A 17,956-nucleotide genomic window follows, 5' to 3' on the forward strand; every position below is an offset into this window, starting at 1 on the left:
GTCGCCGGTAACCTCAGCAAATGACGCATCCCAGCCAGTGAATGTGTAGCCTTCACGCGTTGGATCTGCCGGCGCAGTCGCACCACTTCCGTGTTCGATAGTCTGGGTTTCAATCACTGAGCCATCATAGTCTGCGAATGTAACTGTGTAAGTGTTAATTGCATACTCAGCTGTGACAGTTAGTGCTTCTGTAATCTCATCAAAAGACACACTCCAACCCGTGAAGGTGTAACCAGTGCGTGATGGATCGGCCGGTGCTATCGCACCACTTCCGTGCTCAACGCTCTGCGTATCAAGAACCGTACTGTCGTGATCCTGGAAAGTAACCGTATAAGTATTAATCGCGTATTGCGCGGTAACCGTTAATGCACCAGTAATCTCACTAAAGTCAGACGGATCCCATCCCGTGAAGGTGTAACCCGTACGCGTTGGATCGGCAGGTGCTGTCGCACCACTGCCGTGTTCGATAGTCTGGGTCTCAATCACCGAGCCATCATAGTCTGCGAATGTAACTGTGTAAGTGTTTATTGCATACTCAGCTGTAACAGTTAATGCACCAGTAATCTCACTAAAGTCCGATGGATCCCATCCCGTGAAGGTGTAACCCGTACGCGTGGGATCAGCAGGCGCAGTCGCTGCACTACCGTGCTCAACGCTTTGCGTATCAAGAACCGTACCGTCATGATCTTGGAAGGTCACGGTGTAGGAATTGATTGTGTACTCCGCAGTAACTGTCAGGTCGTTAGTGATCTCTGCAAATGATGTATCCCATCCGGTAAAGGTGTACCCCGTACGCGTTGGATCGGCAGGTGCTGTCGCACCACTGCCGTGCTCAACACTTTGCGTATCTAGAACCGTACCGTCGTGATCCTGGAAAGTAACCGAATAAGTATTAATCGCGTATTGCGCGGTAACCGTTAATGCACCAGTAATCTCACTAAAGTCAGATGGATCCCATCCAGTAAATGTATAACCCGTGCGCACTGGATCGGCCGGTGCAGCGGCACCACTACCGTGCTCAACAGATTGCGTATCAAGAACCGTACCGTCATGATCTTGGAAGGTTACGGTGTAGGTGTTAATCGCGTATTGCGCGGTAACCGTTAATGCACCCGTAATGTCACTAAAGTCAGACGGATCCCAGCCCGTGAAGGTGTAACCCGTACGCGTTGGATCAGCCGGCGCAGTCGCACCACTACCATGCTCAATTGACTGCGTATCAAGAACCGTACCGTCGTGATCTTGGAAGGTCACCGTGTAGGTATTAATCGCGTATTGCGCGGTAACCGTTAATGCACCCGTAATCTCACTAAAGTCAGATGGATCCCATCCGGTGAAGGTGTAACCCGTCCGCGATGGATCAGCCGGTGCAGTCGCTGCACTGCCGTGCTCAACACTTTGCGTGCTTAACTCCGTACCGTCGTGATCTTGGAAGGTCACCGTGTAGGTATTAATCGCGTATTGCGCGGTAACCGTTAATGCACCCGTAATATCACTAAAGTCAGACGGATCCCATCCGGTGAAGGTGTAACCCGTGCGCACTGGATCGACCGGCGCAGTCGCACCACTTCCGTGTTCAACACTTTGCGTGCTTAACTCCGTACCATCGTGATCTTGGAAGGTTACGGTGTAGGTGTTAATCGCGTATTGCGCGGTAACCGTTAATGCACCAGTAATCTCACTAAAGTCAGATGGATCCCATCCAGTGAAGGTGTAACCAGTCCGTGATGGATCGGCCGGCGCAGTCGCACCACTGCCGTGCTCAACACTCTGCGTATCAAGAACCGTACCGTCGTGATCCTGGAAAGTAACCGTATAAGTATTAATCGCGTATTGCGCGGTAACTGTCAGGTCGCCGGTAACCTCAGCAAATGACGGATCCCATCCAGTAAATGTATAACCCGTGCGCACTGGATCGGCCGGCGCAGTCGCACCACTTCCGTGCTCAACGGTTTGTGTATCTAACACCGAGCCATCATGATCTTGGAAGGTCACGGTGTAGGTGTTAATCGCGTACTGCGCGGTAATAGTTAAGTCACCGGTAATCTCACTAAAGTCAGATGGATCCCAGCCCGTAAATGTATAACCAGTCCGTGATGGATCAGTTGGAGCAGTGGCTGCACTGCCGTGCTCAATTGACTGCGTATCAAGAACCGTACCGTCATGATCTTGGAAGGTCACGGTGTAGGTGTTAATCGCGTATTGCGCAGTAACAGTTAATGCACCAGTAATTTCAGTAAAGTCAGACGGATCCCATCCCGTAAATGTGTAACCAGTCCGTGATGGATCAGTTGGAGCCGTGGCTGCACTGCCGTGCTCAATTGACTGCGTATCAAGAACCGTACCGTCATGATCTTGGAAGGTCACGGTGTAGGTGTTAATGGCGTATTGCGCGGTAACCGTTAATGCACCAGTAATCTCACTAAAGTCAGACGGATCCCATCCAGTAAATGTATAACCCGTACGCGTGGGATCAGCAGGCGCAGTCGCTGCGCTGCCGTGTTCAACACTTTGCGTGCTTAACTCCGTACCATCGTGATTTTGGAAGGTTACGGTGTAGGAATTAATTGTGTATTGCGCAGTAACAGTCAGGTCGTTAGTAATCTCTGCAAATGACGCATCCCACCCAGTGAAGGTGTATCCCGTTCTTACAGGATCCGTTGGAGCCGTGGCACCACTGCCGTGTTCAACAGATTGCGTATCAAGAACCGTACCGTCGTGATCCTGGAAGGTCACGGTGTAGGAATTGATTGTGTATTGCGCAGTAACCGTTAATGCACCAGTAATCTCACTAAAGTCAGACGGATCCCAGCCCGTAAATGTATAACCAGTCCGTGATGGAGCGGCCGGTGCTGTCGCACCACTGCCGTGCTCAACACTTTGCGTATCTAGAACAGTACCGTCGTGATCCTGGAAAGTAACCGTATAAGTGTTAATCGCATACTCAGCTGTAACAGTTAGTGCTTCTGTGATTTCATCAAAAGACACACTCCAACCTGTGAAAGTGTAACCAGTCCGTGATGGATCAGCCGGCGCAGTCGCACCACTGCCGTGCTCAACACTTTGCGTGCTTAACTCCGTACCGTCGTGATCTTGGAAGGTCACGGTGTAGGTGGTAATGGCGTATTGCGCGGTAACCGTTAATGCACCAGTAATCTCACTAAAGTCAGACGGATCCCATCCAGTAAATGTATAACCAGTACGCGTTGGATCAGCCGGCGCAGTCGCACCACTGCCGTGCTCAACGCTTTGCGTGCTTAACTCCGTACCGTCGTGATCTTGGAAGGTCACGGTGTAGGAATTAATTGTGTATTGCGCAGTAACCGTCAGGTCGTTAGTGATCTCTGCAAATGATGTATCCCAACCCGTGAAGGTGTAACCCGTTCTTACAGGATCAGCCGGTGCCGTGGCACCACTACCGTGTTCAACGCTTTGCGTACTTAGTTCCGTACCGTCGTGATCCTGGAAAGTAACCGTATAAGTATTAATCGCGTATTGCGCGATCACTGTCAGCTCATCGGTAATGTCAGTAAAGTCCGACGGATCCCATCCAGTAAATGTATAACCCGTGCGCACTGGATCGACCGGCGCAGTCGCACCACTACCATGCTCAATTGACTGCGTATCAAGAACCGTACCGTCGTGATCTTGGAAGGTCACGGTGTAGGAATTAATTGTGTACTCGGCAGTAACCGTTAATGCACCAGTAATTTCAGTAAAGTCAGACGGATCCCATCCAGTGAAGGTGTAACCCGTACGCGTTGGATCAGCCGGTGCAGTCGCTGCACTGCCGTGCTCAACAGATTGCGTATCAAGAACCGTACCGTCATGATCTTGGAAGGTCACGGTGTAGGTGTTAATGGCGTATTGCGCAGTAACAGTTAGTGCACCAGTAATCTCACTAAAGTCAGACGGATCCCATCCAGTGAAGGTGTAACCAGTCCGTGATGGATCGGCCGGCGCAGTCGCACCACTGCCGTGCTCAATTGACTGCGTATCAAGAACCGTACCGTCGTGATCTTGGAAGGTCACGGTGTAGGTGTTAATTGTGTATTGCGCAGTAACAGTCAGGTCGTTAGTAATCTCTGCAAATGACGCATCCCACCCAGTGAAGGTGTATCCCGTTCTTACAGGATCCGTTGGAGCCGTGGCACCACTGCCGTGTTCAACAGATTGCGTATCAAGAACCGTACCGTCGTGATCTTGGAAAGTAACCGTATAAGTATTAATCGCGTATTGCGCGGTAACCGTTAATGCACCAGTAATCTCACTAAAGTCCGATGGATCCCATCCAGTAAATGTATAACCCGTGCGCACTGGATCGGCAGGCGCAGTCGCACCACTACCGTGCTCAACAGATTGCGTATCAAGAACCGTACCGTCATGATCTTGGAAGGTCACGGTGTAGGTATTAATCGCATATTGCGCAGTAACAGTTAATGCACCAGTAATCTCACTAAAGTCAGACGGATCCCATCCAGTGAAGGTGTAACCCGTACGCGTTGGATCAGTCGGCGCACTAGCTGCACTGCCGTGCTCAACACTTTGCGTGCTTAACTCAGTGCCGTCGTGATCCTGGAAAGTTACCGTATAAGTGTTAATCGCATACTCAGCTGTGACAGTTAGTGCTTCTGTAATCTCTGCAAATGACGCATCCCACCCAGTGAAGGTGTATCCCGTTCTTACAGGATCCGTTGGAGCCGTGGCACCACTACCGTGCTCAACACTTTGCGTGCTTAACTCCGTACCGTCGTGATCTTGGAAGGTCACGGTGTAGGAATTGATTGTGTATTGCGCGGTAACCGTTAATGCACCAGTAATGTCACTAAAGTCAGACGGATCCCATCCCGTAAATGTGTAACCAGTCCGTGATGGATCAGTTGGAGCCGTGGCTGCATTGCCGTGCTCAATTGACTGCGTATCAAGAACCGTACCGTCATGATCTTGGAAGGTCACGGTGTAGGAATTGATTGTGTACTCGGCAGTAACCGTAAGGTCGTTAGTGATCTCTGTAAATGATGTATCCCAACCGGTAAAGGTATACCCCGTACGCGTTGGATCAGTCGGTGCTGTCGCACCACTGCCGTGCTCAACACTTTGCGTGCTTAACTCCGTACCATCGTGATCTTGGAAGGTCACAGTGTAGGTGTTAATCGCGTATTGCGCGGTAACCGTTAATGCACCAGTAATCTCACTAAAGTCAGATGGATCCCAGCCCGTAAATGTATAACCAGTCCGTGATGGATCGGCCGGCGCAGTCGCTGCACTGCCGTGTTCAACACTTTGCGTGCTTAACTCCGTACCATCGTGATCTTGGAAGGTCACAGTGTAGGTGTTAATCGCGTATTGCGCAGTAACCGTTAATGCACCAGTAATCTCACTAAAGTCAGATGGATCCCATCCAGTGAAGGTGTAACCAGTCCGTGATGGGTCAGCCGGTGCCGTCGCACCACTGCCGTGTTCGATAGTCTGGGTTTCAATCACTGAGCCATCATAGTCCGCGAATGTAACTGTGTAAGTGTTAATTGCATACTCAGCTGTGACAGTTAGTGCTTCTGTAATCTCATCAAAAGACACACTCCAACCCGTGAAGGTGTAACCAGTGCGTGATGGATCGACCGGCGCAGTCGCACCACTACCATGCTCAATTGACTGCGTATCAAGAACCGTACCGTCATGATCCTGGAAAGTAACCGTATAAGTATTAATCGCATATTGCGCAGTAACCGTTAATGCACCAGTAATCTCACTAAAGTCAGATGGATCCCATCCAGTGAATGTGTAACCAGTCCGTGATGGATCAGTTGGAGCCGTGGCACCACTACCGTGCTCAATTGACTGCGTATCAAGAACCGTACCGTCGTGATCCTGGAAAGTAACCGTATAAGTATTAATCGCGTATTGCGCGGTAACCGTTAATGCACCAGTAATCTCACTAAAGTCCGATGGATCCCAGCCAGTAAAGGTGTAATCCGTGCGCACTGGATCGGCCGGTGCTGTCGCACCACTACCGTGCTCAACACTTTGCGTATCAAGAACCGTACCGTCATGATCTTGGAAGGTCACGGTGTAGGAATTAATTGTGTATTGCGCAGTAACTGTCAGGTCGTTAGTGATCTCTGCAAATGATGTATCCCAACCGGTAAAGGTATACCCCGTACGCGTTGGATCAGCAGGCGCTGTCGCACCACTACCGTGCTCAACAGATTGCGTATCAAGAACCGTACCGTCGTGATCTTGGAAGGCCACGGTGTAGGAATTAATTGTGTATTGCGCAGTAACCGTCAGGTCGTTAGTGATCTCTGCAAATGATGTATCCCAACCCGTGAAGGTGTAACCCGTTCTTACAGGATCAGCCGGTGCCGTGGCACCACTACCGTGCTCAACACTTTGCGTGCTTAGTTCCGTACCATCGTGATCCTGGAAAGTAACCGTATAAGTATTAATCGCATACTGCGCAGTAACCGTTAATGCACTCGTAATTTCAGTAAAGTCAGACGGATTCCATCCGGTGAAAGTGTAACCCGTCCGCGATGGATCAGCCGGTGCAGTCGCTGCGCTGCCGTGCTCAACACTTTGCGTGCTTAACTCAGTGCCGTCGTGATCCTGGAAAGTTACCGTATAGCTATTAATATTGAAGCTTGCCGAAACACTACAGCCTGCTGTGATCGCGCCAGTGGTGAAGCTGTTGCCATCTAAGGTTCCATCGCAGCCCGTCACCGTATTTATGCTAAAGCCAGTATCTGGCGTTACGGTAAAGGTGGTCGTTTCGCCATGATTAACCGTGGTTGTGCTCGGCGTTATCAAACCCCCAGTGCTGGCCGTCGCCGTAACAGTATAAGTATTAATTGTGTATTGTGCGGTAACTGTAAGATCCGCTGTGATCTCGCTAAAGTCTGACGGATCCCAGCCAGCAAATGTGTACCCAGTCCGTGTAGGATCTGTTGGAGCTGTGGCTGCATTACCTTCATCCACGGTCTGTGTATCAATCACACTGCCATCGTAATCCTGGAAGGTTACAGTGTATGTCGTAACGTCGGGCGCTTCGGAAAAGCCTTTTACATCGGTAGTCGTGGTTCCCGCTATCACTTCAACCACATTGTCGTTCGCGCCAAATGTTAACACCCAGTCAGCATCTAAGGTTCCGGTACCTAACTGTGCCTCTACCTTGTACTCTTGGCCTTCCAACGTCAGTGAGTACTCACCTTCCTCGTTGGTCTCAGCAAGCCAACAGCCAGAATTGTATATATCGCTACAATCAGCTCCTACTTCGTATATAAGAACTTGCACACCCGCTAATGCGAGATCTGTTTCCGAATTGAACGCTCCAGTACCGTCGTCACTGTAGAAAATATGTCCCGAGAGAACACCCTCTGTGAGCGCAAGTACGGTTACATCTTCTTCGTTCGTTGCAAGCGCATCAAAGTTTGCGATACCCACTACGGATACCGAACTAACGTCTACCTCGTTTTGATAAACTGCACCGCCAATATCAGGGTCTGTAACGGCTTCGAACTCAATCACCAGTACGTCATTACCCGCCACGGACAAGTTGGTCCATGTCGGTATACTCGGATCGCCGGTCGGTTCAACAGCAATGCCGTCTACGGTCGCGCTTGCCGCAATATAGCTAAAGCCAGTAGACAATGTATCGGTAACAGAAATACCACTGACTGAAGACGGTAGGTTGTTCTCAATTTCAATACGATAACTTGCACTATCACCTGCATTTATTGTAGGTGTAGAGGTACTTTTTCGAACTTGCAGACCACCGATAGACAATGTTCTATCTTCATCTTGGGTTGTTGCATTACTTGCCTCAATTTGAGAGCTGACAACAAATGAACCCAATGTGCCGGTCGGGAAGAAAATAGCCTGACGCCCACCACTTTGCTGTGGTTGCAGCTGTCCAATTGACCACGTTGACGTTCCACTACCTAGAATGCTGCCGGTCGATGGATTATAGCGATCCAAGTCTGCAGGAACTGTAAACGAGAGTTCAACGCTCGTAGCGGTTGCGTCCCCGGTATTTTGATAGGTGAGATCAGCAATCAGTGCTGCAACTACCACATCGCCTGAGCTTACTGTGATAGCTTGGTTCAGTGTCAAACTCGTATTGCTTAGCGACACCACTTCTCTGACTTGCCCTGCAATTCGAACATATTGTCCAATCTGAATGAATCGAGTGCTATCTACCAAAATACGATCAGAAACCGCAGCGGCCGTGACAGTTGCAGATGGATACGCTGTTTCACCCATTACTTGCATATTGAGCGCTAAAACAGCAGATGCCTCGGCGGTGAGGGTAACTTGCGAAGCAACTTGACCGGAGTTTGCAGCTGATGCATTGCCGTGTTGTGTAATTAAAGTGGTTCCTGATGGAACATTACCCACCTGCATTACATATTGCACCGTAAGAACTTGCTCTGGCGCTAAACTTGGCACCGTTACTCGAATCCGATTATTTACGGTATCAAGTTGGGCTTGGCCGAGATTGCTTACAAGACCGCTGGAATAACTCAAATATTGAGGAATAGGGAGGGTTGCTACGACTGACTCGGCAGACGTATTCCCAAAGTTTTCCACATTAAACGTGAAAGTAATTAAATCCCCCGGGCTAACACTACCACCCGCATTAGAGGTAAGTTCAGCGGACAGTGCGGGATTCCCACTAATGCTAAGGGACACAGGACCTGCAGTAGAGGATGCTTCATCGGAGGTGACCGACGCCTCTGCAAAAATCTCTGTTGTACCGGCCGATAGTCCGTCGCTCGTTATGTCTGCATTGATACTGACAGTATGCGTTGAACCTGATGCCAGACTGGTTAAATCCCAGCTCAAAACATTGCCAGTAACCGAACACCCACCGCAGCTTGTGACCTGATGGAAGGACTCGTTCGGGACCGTCACTTCAAAAGTTAGATTGTTCGCAGATATCGTTCCAAGGTTAGTTACTGCAAAATCGTAAGTAACTTGCTCACCGGGAACTAAGTAACTCTTGTTGGTGCTTAACGACGATGTAAGCTCAACAAAATCAGGAACGGTCGGTGTACCTGACTGAACCTTGGTAAGAGCGGTCGCAGTCACGGCAACCGTCTGATCACTATCTAAATCGGCGGTGAAGGTGAGCGTATCGCCACCTGTGGAACCTGCCGGTGCCAAGGCTCGAACATATACTTGCTCGGACGTACCTCCCGCTAACAGCGCTTGATTGAACTGGTGATTACTCGCGTTATCACAAGCGCTCCAACTGGTTCCATCGGTGGAAACTTCACACGCAGTGGCCCCCATTGGAATAGTCGTCGTGAGCACAACATTCGAGGCATCTGCCACACCAGAGTTTAAGAAGTTTACGCTATATGTGAGTTGTTCTTGCTCACCCTCTAAAATCTGAGCTCGGTCTACTTGCGCACTAACACTCAAATTTGCTGGTGGCGTTACACAGAATTCAGCTCTGGCGTTAGCAAAGGTTGCCGGTGTCGTTCCTGACACATTGTTGGCTACCGTTCCAGCAAACTGGAATTGCACTTGCGTTGTTTGGCTATTGTGATCGGTTTGGACTTCAAACACCCACAATAAGCGATGATCCGGTTGCAAAGTACCGCTCAGAGGAACGACTGAGGTTAGTAATCCTCGCGTACTTCCGCCTGCTGTTGTTACCGTACTACCAAGGAGATCGGTAACTTCGTCATAGCCTGTATCAGAATTGTAATCGAATACGCGCGCCCGCAAGTTCAAGCCTTGGCCTGGTGACCGGTCGTAGTACATAAATGTTTCAAGATTACCGGTAAAAGGTACCGCGTTAGGCGAGGCAGGATCTTGATAAAAACGCAGCACTTCGGCCCATCCGCCGGAGCTTTTGTTCGGTGCCGTAACTGTAACCGATGCTCCTGTATCTCCCGGCTGCGGCGCTGGGGTAATCGTGGCAACGCGCCGACTTCCATCAGCGCCCACATCCGTAAACGTATTCTGGAAATAATAAGTGTTACACGCTTGTCCGGTAACGCCGACAACGGCATTATTTGAAGTAACGGTAGTACCATCCAGCCAGTCAATTTCCGCTTGGGTTACGATAGGATTCGCTGCCACAAAAGGGTTAGCCGTTTGAACCGTATAGTTCACGACGCCTGACGCACCCTCCACCACGGTACCGAGAGACCACTCCAACACACCATTGTTGAGATTTGGGGAACCTGTTCCACTAATAAACGTTGAACCTGCTGGGATGACAGTGCTGATGATCACATCATCGGCATCAGCGCGACCAACATTCTCATAACTGATGGAATAAGTGATCGATTCACCAGGATTTACGAGATTGGTGTTCGCTGCTTTTTGCAGGGTAAAGTCAGGCTCACCTATCACGGAAAACCCTGTTACCGCCACAGATGCATTTGCGTTGCGAGTTAACGCACCACCCGTTGCTGGGGATGAATTTAGTTGCGCATTCACCGTCATAGTCGGAGCTGTCCACGCACTATCCACCGTAACAGTGCCGGTGACCGTACCGGTCGATAGCCCCGCGATACTTCCCAAATCCCAGACAATACTATTTGCCGTAGAATGGCAATTGACGCCGCCTGAGCACTGCTCAGGATTAACGCCGTTCGGGAGTGACAAGGTTAACTCAGAGTCGTTTAGGCGCACTGCAGAGTCGTTTCGATACTGCAGAGTATAGGTAAGTTGTGAGGTTCCATTTGCAGCGATCGTATAAGCGCTGGGGGTAATGGATAGATTCAACCGCGGTCCATCCACGGCAATAGCGGCAGGATCACTTTCTAATATCCCAAAGCTAGTATCCGCCGACGAGGTCACATTATATTGGCCCGCTTCAGTGGTTGCGGTTGTGTTAAAACTAATAGTGAGCGATTCGCCCGGTTCGAGGTCCTCCGCCGGTGCCAGCGCCCAACTGAGCTCACGGCCACTCACCGTAGGGTTTGCCAGAGGGCTACCACCGATCAACGCTGAGTCGGTCTGATAGCTAAAGCCGGGCGGAAGCGAAACGCTAACGTTATCGACATCAACAGATATTAGGTTTGCAGCTGGGTTTGTCACCGCGACATTTAATGCAACTGTGCCACCCACAACGACATCTTCTGGATCTGCTGAGAGCGTGATGTCTGGTGCAATACCGCATGCGTTAATGGCTGTTGCAACCACAGCCACCTGTTGCCCTGTTACCGAAGGGTTACCATACCAATCTTCAGTTGCCGACGGAGACATGCTCGGTGAGTGCGCTGGGAATTCGCTTTGTTGCCCAGATTCCCAAGAGCCCGCAATATGAATTTTGTTACTTGCGTTGCCCGAAATATATGAGAAGGTGCGGTTATCAATCCCGCTCGCCGTCATACCATCATCAACCAGTGTATTGTCATCTACAGCCTGCACACCAATTAAATATCGGCCTTTAGGCAGGGAAGTCGCATCCCAACTTGTCGTCCAACGGGTAAAGGAACCATCCGCTAAGGTGCCATCATTGGCAATGCGCACCCAGTTTCCATCCGGCTCGTTGGCAGTGCCATCACCGTCTTGATCATACCAATAGTAAAAGCGAACTTGCTGCACCGACGTTTGTGGACTGCCATCGGTGAGGGCCAAAACGTCCTGTACTGACGCTTCAAGGTGATACTCGCCTGGACAACTCAACGGCGCGATAGCCTGAATGTCTGTGATGATAGGCTGCGGGTATGATTCTTCTTGATCAAATGAAATGTAATCACCAAAAGGCGCTGGGCTACCCGGCGTGGCAGTCCACTTGTTATTAATCGCGCAATCTTTCTGGAACGGATTATTCAAGCTATTTGCAGTACAAAATAGCATGGCAATTGGCGTGCTTCGTTCTACTTTAGGGCCGCCTAAGGGTGAGGCATCAAGCAGTCCAACCGGAATTTGGTAATCAATGAAGTACTCGTTACATGGGCTCTTGCTAACCAGTGTCGCCCGCGTCGTGCCGTAATCCCACACCGTCTCAGCAGAGCCGTTTGGCCAGTCTTCCGTCGGATTCAGCGAGTTGTTAAAGTTTAAAATACGATTACCCGGGCCAATGAAAGCGGTCGAGTTATGTCCTAATAGATGAATATTCGGATCGTTTGCATGATCAATGGAATGCGATGGAACATTGCTCCAGATACCCGATAATCTATCAATAGGCTGTGAAGGCGAGCCCGACGAACCATCGATGTGAGCTGCAAAATCAGTCACACCAGAGCCATCAATATCGAAAAGCACTGTCCACAACGCCGACGCCCAGGGGTTCCCCGCGCTAAAGTTACCGGCATTTGGGCCTGTGGCGTAATTATGAGCCGACGCCTCAACACGCCAACGGAACATCACCACATCTTCAGAAGGCGTCGCTCCCTGATGCAGGTAGTAATAGATACTTGGCTGAGACTCATCAGTACACGAAGAGGAGATGTTTACGTAGGATTGTGGCCGAGTGCCGCCGTTAGAGGGATCGCGTGTGCGCGGATCGTTAATTGATTGTTGAAAGCGCGTGTAGGGCTTCCATTCACCACACTCATCATCACAGGATAGGGGATTCGCAGGTTCATCCGGCCACGCTACCGGTGGGAAGTGTACTGCAGCCCCATTGCCATTTTCCCAGTAAGGGGGAAAGGGATCTGCCTGAGCTCCTAGCGCAAGAACTAAGCATGTAACACCTGTTATCGACAGTATTGCTTGTTTAATCATCTTGCGTAATGCACCTTTGTTGAGCGTGCTTCGCGACATCCGCATCCGTGCACACCATATACGTCCGTTGAGATTCGTGTTTACAAAATTTTTACACAGTTTAGGCGGTTACCCCTAAGGCCTCAAAATACCAAAAGTAATACATTGTGTTATAAATTTGTTAACAATCACACAAGATGCTGTTGTTATAATGGAATTCAAAGAAACGGAGGTAACATCAGAAGGTTCGTTCAAAACTTATACAATCACTGGGAGAGCCAACGATTTGCACTAGGATTCTCTGGACATCAGTACGCAAATTCCCTAAAATCGCCGCCTCTATTGTCGATCACAGATTTGCGCCCGTAGCTCAGCTGGATAGAGCGCTGCCCTCCGGAGGCAGAGGTCAGAGGTTCGAATCCTCTCGGGCGCGCCAGAACGTTAAAACCCACCTATATGGTGGGTTTTTGCGTTCTAGTGCCTGGGAGATGAGAACCTCTTCAGGTTCGACAAAACGGCAGGAAGCCGTTTTGGACGCGCGAGCACGGCGAGTGCGCCCCGCAGGGGTGAGCGCCATGGATGGCGCGAATCAATCCTCTCGGGCGCGCCAGAACTGGTGTTTTAAAAGCAACGAATTACCTATCACTGATAACGAGCTTGCGGTCATCGCCACCACACCAATCATCGGGTGCAACAGCCCGATCGCAGCGACGGGAATCGCGGCGACGTTGTAGCCACTGGCCCAAATCAGGTTGTGTACGATCTTTTTAAAAGTCGCTTGGGACAAGTGCATAGCGTCCACCACACCTGTGAGTTCACCTCTGACCAGGGTGACGTCCGCAGCCTCTATCGCCACATCGGCACCGGCACCAATGGCAATCCCGACATTTGCTTGTTTAAGCGCGGGCGCATCATTAATGCCGTCCCCTACCATAGCAACATAGTTACCGTACTTTTCCTGCAACGCACGCACCGCATCTACTTTGCCCGCTGGCAGCACACCTGCCTGAACCTCATCAATACCGACCTCTTTAGCAACAGTACGAGCCGCGCGCTCATTGTCCCCTGTAATCATCACCACATGTAGCCCAAGGTCGTGCATACCGCGGATAGCTTCGATTGACTCTTCCTTTATTGTATCAGCCACGGCTAACGCACCACGTGCTTTACCATCGACCGCAACCAGCACAACCGTGCGGCCTCGCTCTTCCAACGCCTCTAAGTCCTTATCTAAATCTGCTAAGTTGGTTACACCTTCCTCATCCAGTAACTTACGGTTACCAATTAGTACAAGCGCACCATCGACTACGCCAGAAACGCCTCGAGCACCGGTGGACTTAAACTCAGTCACATTGCCTGGTTTTACTTTGCGCTCTCCGGCGCCCTCAACAATAGCCTGGGCTATAGGATGCTCAGACGCATTTTCAACCGTCGCAGCCCACTGCAGTAGTTGCTCTTCGTTCGCGCCCACAGCCGTTACTACCTCGGTCAGAGTTGGTTCACCTTTGGTAATGGTACCGGTTTTATCCAGCACCATGACTTTAATGTCTTTAAAGGTTTGAATCGCTTCGCCAGAGCGGATCAAAATGCCCCGCTCCGCACCAATGCCTGAACCTACCATCAGTGCCGTTGGCGTAGCTAAGCCCAGGGCGCATGGACAGGCAATCACTAGCACCGCAATCGCTGCCAGTATTGCCAGTACAGGCGTTGCAGCTTGTGGGTCTACCCAGGGTAAAAAGCTCGCCCCCCATTCCAGAATAGGGCGTAAACTATCGGCTGCAAACAGCCAAACCAGCAAACTAGCTAGGGCAATAAATAAAACAATGGGTACGAAGCGGCCCGTCATGCGGTCGGCAAATTCCTGAATAGGCACCCGCGAGCCCTGGGCCTGCTCCACAAGCTTGATCACCTGAGATAAAAACGTATCACCGCCAACACGGGTGACTTTAACCCGCAAACGCCCTTCTTTATTGATCGTCGCACCAATAACCGTATCGCCAGAAGCCTTATAGACGGGAACGGATTCACCAGTAGCGATGGACTCATCCAGATGGCTCTCACCATCCGTCACTTCGCCGTCGGTGGGCACCTTGTCGCCAGGCCGGATCACCATAATGTCCCCTGGCTTCAATTCCTTCACCGGAATCTCTGTTTCTTCACCGTCGCGTTCTACCCGTGCGGTTTTGGCGCCCAGCGTCAACAGCTTACGGATGGCCTGAGACGCGCTGCCTTTCGCCTTCGCTTCAAGATAGCGGCCCAGTAAGTGAAAGGTCATAATGGTGGCAGCCATTTCCATAAACGAGGTCATGGTGTAGAAAAAGCCGACAAGACCAATGATATACGGGGGAATACTACCAAGGGAGATCAGTACGTCCATATTGAACGTGCGGTTGGTCAGGGAGCGCCAGGTGGACTTATGGGTAGCCGCGCCGCCGTAGAGAAATACCACCGGAAACGCCAGTACGGCGATAATTGCAAGATACCCGGGAATCGGCTGCCAGAACATATGTGGCATCATCAGCAGCATGATTAATGTAGTTGGTATCGCGGCTATCCAAAGCCGCTTTCGGGCTTGTGCTAAATACGCGTGTTCAATGTCAGCGCCCTGCTCTTCAGCCTCGTCACCCACCTCAGATGCTTGCGCCACGTCGTATCCGGCCTTTTCTACCGCACTGCGAAGATCTTCGACACTAAGCACCTCTGAATTGTATTCGAGCTCGACACGGTGAGCGGCAATATTAACGCTCATGTCGCCAACACCTTGTAGCCGCTTCAAGGACGTCTTCACTATGCCGGCACAGTGATCTGAGCCCATCCCTAGTATTATCAAACGAGCCTGGCGGGTATGCTGGTCTTTGCCGCTACTCATAATATCTCCCGACAGTCATCAAGAATCGAGGTCTTACTTACATGTCTGATAACCGGTTGGCTGAATGAACCATCCGCTTAATTTCGTTTTCTTCGACATCTTTTATTGCGTCTAACAGTTCTTTTGCGGCGTTAATGTCAACCCGGGAATACAAATGCTCGTAAAGCGCAATCACCTGCTCGTGCTGGTCGACGAGTTTTTCCATCACATGGTCGGTGTCCAGGCTTTTAAACGGTGAATCACAGTGACCGTGCTTCACGATGGGATGTTTCTCGAGATAGTCGTAACACATCGTATTCAGCGCCTTGCTTTCAGCTGTCTTAACAAAGCCGTTCACGATGCGTCCTAAACTCTCCTCATGTCCAACCAAGTACTCTAACGTCATCCGCGCGCGCTCATCTTCATTTTCTTTCGCACAATCGCGCAGGCATTCTTTCAGGTTTTCATGGAACGCAACTGTCCATACCAGGACTTCACGTAGATTTTCGACTTGCATGAGTGCCTCCTAAGTGTTCGTCATTAAGTACCGCTGACTCCCTTAGCCTAACGCTTTTTTCAGAAAGTACTATGATCCTGGATAAGGAAGCAGCGGGGTTCTTAATTTATCTATTTCTCTTGGCGCGGCCGCAAAAACAATACTTCACCTACGATAATAATAATAATGCCAATCAGAGACGCCCATATCACAAGCGGGTCGTTATTCCATTTGTTCCAAAGGAACGCTGCCAGAACCACAACATCTAAAATGATAGCCGTCACTAAAACAGACGCTTTTGCATTTATTTCGCTTCTTAAATGCCGCAAAATGCCCCAATGGATACCAATATCCATGATCAGGTAAAAAATGATACCTAATGACGCTATTCTACTCAGGTCAAAAAAGGCAGCCAAAAACATAGCCATCACAATAGTGTAAACCAATGTGTGCTTTTGAATGCTCCCTGGCATCCCAAAATGACTGTGCGGCACTAGTTTCATATCGGTAAGCATGGCCAGCATCCGCGAGACCGCGAAGGCGCTTGCAATCACCCCTGATACCGTGGCGACGATTGCAAAGCCCACGGTTATCCATAAACCTACGTTGCCATAAGCAGGCCTGGCAGCTTCGGCCAGTGCGTAGTCTTTGGCCTCGACAATTTGATCAATCGATAAATTAGCCCCTACCGCCAAAGTGACCAGCAGGTAGATGGCCGCACAAATAACTAACGAAATAATAATCGCCCGACCTACATTTTTTTCGGGGTCTTTAATTTCTCCACCACTATTTGTGATGGTGGTAAAGCCCTTATAGGCGAGTACACTCAATGCAATAGCAGCCAACAAGCCTCCACTCGAAGCGTCTTGGGGTACTGCTGAGATAGACTCAAAATTAAGCCCCGCGACCCATAAACCACCAGCAGCAAGCGCGATTAAGCCCGCTGCCTTAATAAAGGCCATAAAAAATGAAAAGGTCTGAATGAATTTATTGCTGAGAATGTTAATAAAAAAAGCAAAAGCCAATAGGGCAACAGCCAGCGCAGGTATCAGCCAATCAGCCTCAAAATCAACGATCTGAACGGTGTAGGTGGCGAACGTTCTTGCGACAAGACTTTCATTGATTACCATGGAGAAATACATGAGTAGCGCAAAAATTGCCGTGATACTGCCTTTGCCGTAGGCCTTGCTCAGGAACATGGCTATGCCGCCTGCAGACGGGTAAGCCTGCGCAAGCTTAATATACGAGTAGGCGCTAAACCCAGCGATAACTCCACCGACCATAAACGCAAAAACGAACCACTCGCGTGCTAACTCAGCAACCTGTCCGGTCAGCGCAAGTATGCCGGCCCCAATCATCACGCCGGTGCCAAGCGACACAGCGCCCCAGAGGCTTAAGCTATTTTCCTTGTAATTCGTATCATGTGAATGCTCGTGGGAGTGCTCAGCCATCGTAACCCCCTTATTGTATAGAGTCTTTAGTTTTCCAGGGCCCAAAAGCGATAAAATAGAGCAGTGCAATATTTGCCAGCGGCACCAGTATCAACAAGCCGAGCGGCCCGGGATAACCAACCCGCTGACATAAGCGCCAAGCAGGCACGACAACAAGTACACCAATGAGTAACATCCAAAGAATTCCAATACCTGCGAACATGCCATGATTCATCATGTGATCCATCATATTTTCCCTTTTACTTGATAGCCTAGAAAAAAGTTAGGCGGTAACTTAATAATTTGCAAAACTTCAGTCGAGAAACGAATAAATTCACTTAGTTATATTTTTGTCTCTTTGATATACGTCAAATAACATGAAGTCAGAAAATAGGAGCGAGAAAGCCGAGCACCATAGGCCATCGCCTTCGAGTCTTTTTGGCTAATATGCTTTGTCAGCTCTGTGGTGACCGAGCTAGGGGATATGTTAACCGCACGGATTTCCCCGTTCGA

5 protein-coding genes and 1 tRNA gene are annotated in these 17,956 nt (G+C 50.0%); 1 reads left to right on the forward strand and 5 read right to left on the reverse strand.

Annotation, left to right across the window (positions count from 1 at the left end; translation table 11 throughout):
• Positions 1–12,729 (reverse strand): InlB B-repeat-containing protein (locus HXZ99_RS05895; RefSeq protein ID WP_194756360.1); only part of this gene is annotated, 12,729 nt, incomplete at its 3' end.
• 299 nt (positions 12,730–13,028) lie between these two features.
• On the opposite strand from HXZ99_RS05895, the gene HXZ99_RS05900 reads away from it, so the two are divergent.
• Positions 13,029–13,105: transfer RNA gene (locus tag HXZ99_RS05900), tRNA-Arg, on the forward strand.
• A 153-nt stretch (positions 13,106–13,258) separates the two neighbouring features.
• Here HXZ99_RS05900 and HXZ99_RS05905 read toward each other — a convergent pair.
• The 4 genes from HXZ99_RS05905 to HXZ99_RS05920 all read right to left on the reverse strand — a co-directional run bounded on the left by HXZ99_RS05905 (position 13,259) and on the right by HXZ99_RS05920 (position 17,693).
• Positions 13,259–15,538: a heavy metal translocating P-type ATPase gene (locus HXZ99_RS05905; RefSeq protein WP_194756361.1), complete on the reverse strand. Its 2,280-nt coding sequence runs from the start codon at positions 15,536–15,538 to the stop codon at positions 13,259–13,261.
• A 37-nt stretch (positions 15,539–15,575) separates the two neighbouring features.
• Positions 15,576–16,034, reverse strand: coding sequence for an ATPase (locus HXZ99_RS05910; RefSeq protein WP_194756362.1), 459 nt, complete (start codon positions 16,032–16,034; stop codon positions 15,576–15,578).
• A gap of 110 nt (positions 16,035–16,144) precedes the next feature.
• Positions 16,145–17,464: an APC family permease gene (locus HXZ99_RS05915; protein WP_194756616.1), complete on the reverse strand. Its 1,320-nt coding sequence runs from the start codon at positions 17,462–17,464 to the stop codon at positions 16,145–16,147.
• A gap of 10 nt (positions 17,465–17,474) precedes the next feature.
• Positions 17,475–17,693 carry a hypothetical protein gene (locus HXZ99_RS05920; protein WP_228517721.1) on the reverse strand — a complete coding sequence of 73 codons (219 nt, stop codon included), beginning with the start codon at positions 17,691–17,693 and terminating at the stop codon, positions 17,475–17,477.
• Between the last annotated feature and the right edge of the window lie 263 nt (positions 17,694–17,956).

Source organism: Aliidiomarina indica, assembly GCF_015354615.1.
GTDB lineage: Bacteria > Pseudomonadota > Gammaproteobacteria > Enterobacterales > Alteromonadaceae > Aliidiomarina > Aliidiomarina indica.

What these genes read in the sequence shown, in the direction of transcription:
- HXZ99_RS05905 (WP_194756361.1), bottom strand. Translation starts at nt 15,538, where the DNA reads ATGAGTAGCGGCAAAGACCAGCATACCCGCCAGGCTCGTTTGATAATA.
- HXZ99_RS05910 (WP_194756362.1), bottom strand. Translation starts at nt 16,034, where the DNA reads ATGCAAGTCGAAAATCTACGTGAAGTCCTGGTATGGACAGTTGCGTTC.
- HXZ99_RS05915 (WP_194756616.1), bottom strand. Translation starts at nt 17,464, where the DNA reads ATGGCTGAGCACTCCCACGAGCATTCACATGATACGAATTACAAGGAA.
- HXZ99_RS05920 (WP_228517721.1), bottom strand. Translation starts at nt 17,693, where the DNA reads ATGATGGATCACATGATGAATCATGGCATGTTCGCAGGTATTGGAATT.